The organism is Cellulomonas sp. IC4_254, assembly GCF_011603975.1.
Classification (GTDB): Bacteria; Actinomycetota; Actinomycetes; order Actinomycetales; family Cellulomonadaceae; genus Cellulomonas.
Genome location: NZ_JAANNB010000226.1, coordinates 1 through 5,474, shown reverse-complemented (window position 1 = coordinate 5,474; position 5,474 = coordinate 1). Strand labels below are relative to the sequence as shown.

4 protein-coding genes are annotated in these 5,474 nt (G+C 77.0%); 3 read left to right on the top strand and 1 reads right to left on the bottom strand.

Going from position 1 to position 5,474, the window contains the following annotated elements; all coding sequences use genetic code 11:
* Positions 1–170: 170 nt before the first annotated feature.
* The gene (gene mraZ / locus G6556_RS16700) at positions 171–605 is read right to left on the bottom strand and encodes a division/cell wall cluster transcriptional repressor MraZ (RefSeq protein ID WP_147796856.1); all 435 of its coding nucleotides are present in this window, start codon (positions 603–605) and stop codon (positions 171–173) included.
* 453 nt (positions 606–1,058) lie between these two features.
* Between mraZ and G6556_RS16695 the strand changes: the two genes are divergently transcribed.
* The 3 genes from G6556_RS16695 to G6556_RS16685 all read left to right on the top strand — a co-directional run.
* A complete protein-coding gene (locus G6556_RS16695; RefSeq protein WP_166943953.1) occupies positions 1,059–2,063 on the top strand; it encodes a MoxR family ATPase in 1,005 nt (334 codons plus the stop codon).
* Positions 2,064–2,089: 26 nt separating this feature from the next.
* Positions 2,090–3,283 carry a DUF58 domain-containing protein gene (locus G6556_RS16690; protein ID WP_346774958.1) on the top strand — a complete coding sequence of 398 codons (1,194 nt, stop codon included), beginning with the start codon at positions 2,090–2,092 and terminating at the stop codon, positions 3,281–3,283.
* Positions 3,256–5,474, top strand: a 2,219-nt coding sequence (locus G6556_RS16685; protein ID WP_166943949.1) for a DUF3488 and transglutaminase-like domain-containing protein, incomplete at its 3' end; no start/stop codon positions are given. The genes G6556_RS16690 and G6556_RS16685, both read left to right, overlap by 28 nt.

Here is a 5,474-nt window from a genome sequence, read left to right as displayed (position 1 = left end):
GTGCTGGGGCACGGGGGTGGTCGGGCGGCCCCTCCGCCGTCCGACCAGATCCCCCACCGGCCCTCTGACGCCGGGGAAGTGCGTCAGAGCTGCCGGGGGGAGGTCTCGCCGGGCGGTGGTTCCGGGAGGTACGGGTGGTGCTCGGTGGTGCGGGTGGTGCGCGGTGCTGCTCAGAAGGCGCCGGGGAAGACCTCCTCCGCCGTCTCGGCGTACCCGGCCTCCTGCTCCGCCAGGTACGTCTCCCACGCCTGCAGGTCCCAGACCTCGACCCGGGTGCCGGCGCCGATCACGGCGACGTCCCGGTCGAGCCCCGCGTAGGACCGCAGCATCGGCGGGATCGAGATGCGCCCCTGCTTGTCCGGCGTCTCGTCGGAGGCGCCGGACAGGAACACGCGGAGGTAGTCGCGGGCCTGCTTGCTGGTCACGGGGGCCTGGCGCAGCTTGTCGTGCATCCGCGCGAACTCGTCGAGCGGCAGCAGGAACAGGCAGCGGTCCTGGCCCCGGGTCATGACCAGGCCCTGGGCGAGCTGGGGGCGGAACTTGGCCGGGAGGATCAGCCGCCCCTTCTCGTCCAGCTTCGGGGTGTGCGTCCCGAGGAAGGGCACGGAAGAGCCGAGCCCGGCCAGCGCCTGCTCGAACCCCACGTCGTCCACCTCCCCGGACTGCGCGCACGGGTACCCCTCGGCACCCGATGGCTCCACGGTACTCCACTTCACTCCACCCGCATGGGGCGAATCGGCGGCGTCCGGGTGAAGTTCCCGCGTCGCCGCAGGTCAGCGCGGGTGGAGCGAGGTGGAGGGTCTGCGGCGGCCGGCGAGGCGTACTGGGCGGTCGGCCGGGTGCGCGCCGGCGCCGCGGCACGCGGGCCACCGGCACGTCTGCCCAGGTCAGGCGCGATTTCCCCCACCGCACCCCTCCCCCGGCGTCGCGCCCGGGGAGCGGAGTGGAGGAGGCAGGGGTGGCGCAGGTGGGGGGAAGTGGGGAGCCGAGGTGCACGTTCACCTCCCGCGGGCCGTCGGCGCCGCTTAGGCTGCCCCCAGTCGACCGAGGGGGTCCCCATGCCCGTAGCAGTGCCCGGCGCGTCCGAGATGGACGAGCTCATCACCGTGACGGACCGGATGCGCGCGAGCATCGCCCGCGTCGTCACCGGCCGTCCCGAGCTGGTCCGCACCGCCGTGGCCGTGCTGCTCGCCGAGGGGCACCTGCTGCTCGAGGACGTGCCCGGCGTCGGGAAGACGACGCTGGCCAAGGCCCTCGCCCGCACCATCGACTGCACCGTGGGCCGGGTGCAGTTCACGCCCGACCTGCTGCCGAGCGACCTGACCGGCGTCACGATCTACCGCGCCGCCACCCAGGAGTTCGAGTTCCGGCCCGGTCCGGTGTTCTCGAACATCGTCATCGGCGACGAGATCAACCGCGCCTCGCCGAAGACCCAGTCCGCGCTCCTGGAGTCCATGCAGGAGGCGCAGGTCACCGTCGACGGCACCTCCTACCCCCTGCCCCGGCCGTTCCTCGTGGTCGCCACGCAGAACCCCGTGGAGATGGAGGGCACCTACCCGCTGCCGGAGGCCCAGCGCGACCGGTTCATGGCCCGGCTCACCGTCGGCTACCCGAGCGTCGAGGCCGAGCTCGCGATGCTCGACACCCAGGAGACCTCGGACCCGCTGGCCCACGTCGCACCGGTCACCGACGCCGCCCAGGTCACCCGGCTGATCGACGCCACGCGCCACCTGTACGCGTCCGCCGCGGTGAAGCAGTACGTGGTCGACCTCGTCTCGGGCACCCGCGACGACCCGGCCCTGCGCCTCGGGGCGTCCCCGCGCGCGGCGATCCAGCTGCTCCGGGCCGCCAAGGGCCTCGCGGCCGTCGACGGGCGGGACCACGTGCTCCCCGACGACGTGCAGCAGCTGGCCGAGCCCGTGCTGGCGCACCGCGTGATCCTCAGCGCCGAGTCGCGGCTCTCCGGCCGCAGCGGCCAGGACGTCATCGGCGACCTCGTCGCCCGGGTGGCCGTCCCCGCGCCGGCCCGGACCGCGGTGCGCGACCGGACCGCGGCGGGCTGATGCGCCTGCGCCCGACCCGACGCGGCGTGGGCCTCCTGGTCCTCGGCCTGGCCGTGGGCGCCACGGGCACCGCGTTCGGGTCGACCGACCTGCTGACCATCGGGACGCTGCCGGTGCTGCTCGTCGTGCTCGGGATGCTCGCGGTCGGCGTCGTCGACCCCGGCCGCGGGCAGGGCCTGCGCACCCGGCGGACGGTGCAGCCCGACCCGGTGCACGTCGGCCGCACCGCGGACGTCCAGGTGGAGGTCGGCCTCGCCCGCGGCGCGTCCCGGGCCCGGCTGACCGACCTGCAGCTCCGCGAGCAGGCCGCCGTCGAGCTGTCCGGCGGCCGGCCGCTGCGCGCGACCGTCGCCCGCGAACCGCGCGCCGTCCGGCTGCGCTACCCGGTGCAGGCCACCCGCCGCGGCCGGTGGGCGCTCGGGCCGCTGGTCGTCACGCGCACCGACCCGTTCGGCGTCGCCCGGGTCCGCGCCACCCTCGGCGCGCGCGAGACCGTCACCGTGTGGCCGTCGGTCGTGGACCTCCCGGTCCCCCGCGAGCTGCTGGTCGCCGAGCCCGAGCGGTCCGTCGTCGGCGCCCGGTCCCCCGCCCCCGACGACGCCGCGCTCCGCGACTACCGGGTCGGCGACGACCTGCGCCGCGTGCACTGGCCCAGCAGCGCCCGCCGCGGCGAGCTGGTCGTCCGGTCCGACGAGCGCGCCGGCATGCGACCCGTCACCGTGCTGCTCGACCAGCCCGCGCCCGGCGACGCGCTGGAGTGGTGCATCTCCCTGGCCGCGTCCGTCGCGCTCGCGACCCACGGCGCGGGCCACCCCACCCACCTGCTCACCGGCACCGCCACCGACGACCCCCACGCGGCACGGCTCGAGGCCCCCGGCCGGCAGCAGCTGCTGGACGCCACCGTCGACCTGACCGGGCAGCCGGACGCCGCGGCCGCCGAGGCCGCGCTGCTGGCCGAGATCCGAGGGCTGGACGACGCGGACGGCGGGTCCGGGCTCGTCATCGCGGTCCTCGGCCCCCAGGGTCCCGCGGGCCGTGCCGCGCTCGCCGGCGTCAGCCAGACCCGGCCCGGCTGGGCCCTGGTCCGCGGGTCGGCCGACGACGAGAACGCCACCGCGACGGCCCGGCAGCTGCGCCGCGCGGGGTGGCGGGTCGTGCAGGCCGAGCCCGGCGCCGACCTCGAGGCCACCTGGTGGCGGCTGACGGGCGGCGCGGCGTGAGCGGCGGCGCGGCCCTGCGCCGCGGCTGGCGCTCCCCCGCCGCCACCGCCCTCACCGCGCTGGCGACCTGCACCGCGCTCGGCGCGCTGTCCGGGCTGCTCGCCGGCGGCGCGTGGGTGGTGCACGCCGTGCTCGCCGTCGCGGGCGCCGCGCTCGTCGTCGGCGGCACCCGCAGCCTCACCCGGTCGACCTGGCTGCCCTCCGTCGTCGGCCTCCTCGTCTCCGGCTACGCGCTGCTGGCGTTCTACGCCACCCCGCCCGGCGGCAACCCGCTGCTGGTCGGCCCCGGCACCCTGGCGCACACGGGCCAGCTCGTGCAGCAGGCGGCCCAGCTCATCGAGACGTCCGTCGTGCCGATGGCCGTCTGGCCGCCCGTCGAGCTCATCCTGGTGTCCGCGGCGGTCCTGGTGTTCCTGGCTGCCGACCTGCTCGCCGTCGGCTGCGGCATGCCCGCGCTGACCGGCATCGCCTACGTCGCCATGTGGACGCCCGCCGTCGTGCTCGGGTTCCCCGGCAGCACCTGGGCGCTCGCCGCGACCGCGTTCTGCTACCTGCTCCTGCTCGCGCTCGCCCAGCCCCCCGTGTCCCGCGACCGCTCCGGGCGGCGCGCCGGCGTCGTCCTCGTCGGCGCCGCGGGGCTCGTCGCGGTGACCCTCGCCGCCGGCCCAGCCGTGTCGGCGGTGCCCGCGTGGTCCTGGGTGGACCTGCCCGACGTCGGCACCGGCGCCGTCGGGCCCGTGCGGCTCGCCGACGACCTCGACCTGCGGGAGAGCCTGCGGGACCAGTCGTCGCAGGTCGTGCTCAGCTACACCGTCGAGCGCGTCGACGACGAGGCCGACGGCCCCGCCGCCACCGCCGCCCTCGTCGGCCCGCTGCGCTCGTTCACGCTCCGCGACTTCGACGGCCGGTCCTGGCAGCGCGAGCCCGCCGAGGACCTCGCCGAGTGGGACCCCGCCGGTCTGCTCGCCTCCGACCCGTCGCTCGTCGGCGCCACCCCGGACGCCTCCCGCGGCACCCTCACCGACGTCCAGGTCCGCATCGGCGCCCTGCGCGAGCAGCGGCTGCCCGTCAGCACCTTCCCGCGGACCGTGGCCATCGAGGGCCCGTGGACCTACGACGCCGCGCGCGACGAGGTCGTCAGCCGGAGCCGCACCGAGGCCGGCAGCGGCTACCAGATGGAGGTCGAGGTCCCCGACCTCAGCCCCGACGTGCTGCGCGCCGCCGCCGGCGACGTCCCGGAGGACGTGCAGAACTACCTCGAGGTGCCCGAGACGGAGCACGCCGACGACCTGCGCGCTCTCGCCGCCGAGCTCACCGCCGACGCCACGACCACCTACGACCAGGCGCTCGCCCTCCAGACGTACTTCCGCGACGGCACCCAGTTCCGGTACGACACCTCCATCGAGCCGGGTGACGGCGACGACGCCGTCTGGGACTTCCTGCAGAGCCGCCGCGGGTACTGCGTCCAGTTCGCCACGTCGATGACGGTCCTCGCCCGGACCCTCGGCATCCCCGCCCGCCTCGGCGTCGGGTTCCTGCCCGGCGAGCTCGGCACCGACCGCACCTACCGCGTCACCGGCGCCGACGCGCACGCCTGGCCGGAGCTGTACTTCCCCGGCACCGGCTGGGTCCGGTTCGAGCCCACCCCCGCCGTGCAGACCGGCCCGCCGCCGTCCTGGAGCAACCCGTTCAGCGCCGCGGCCCCGACCACCGCGCCGTCCGGGAGCACCCCGCAGGTCACCAGCAACCCGAGCGCCGCGCCCACCACCGCGGCGCCCCAGGACCAGGGCGGCCTGCCGGGCGTCGTCGCCGACCCGCGCACCCGCGGTCCGCTGATCGCGGTGGTCGCGCTGCTGGTCGTCGCCGCGGGCCTCGCCGCCGCGCTGGCCGTCCGCCGCCGCCGGCGCCCCGTGGCCAGGCTCGCCCCCGAGGTCGCCTGGCGCCGGCTCCGCGACCGCCTCCGACGCGCCGGCATCACGTGGTCGGACTCCCGCACGCCCCGGCAGGCGGTCGCCACGGTGCGCTCGCAGGTCGTGGCGCGCCGCGGCCGACCGCTCGGCCCGGAGGCCGACCGGGCGCTCGTCGCCCTGGCCGGCGCCCTGGAGCGCGAGCGGTACGCCCCCGACCCCGGCGCGGACGACCCGGCGGAGCTCCAGGCGTGGGTCGCCGCGGTGCTAACCGACGTGAGCAC

Bases quoted from the DNA above. Each gene is read 5' to 3' on its own strand.
- G6556_RS16695 (WP_166943953.1), top strand. From the start codon at position 1,059: ATGCCCGTAGCAGTGCCCGGCGCGTCCGAGATGGACGAGCTCATCACC.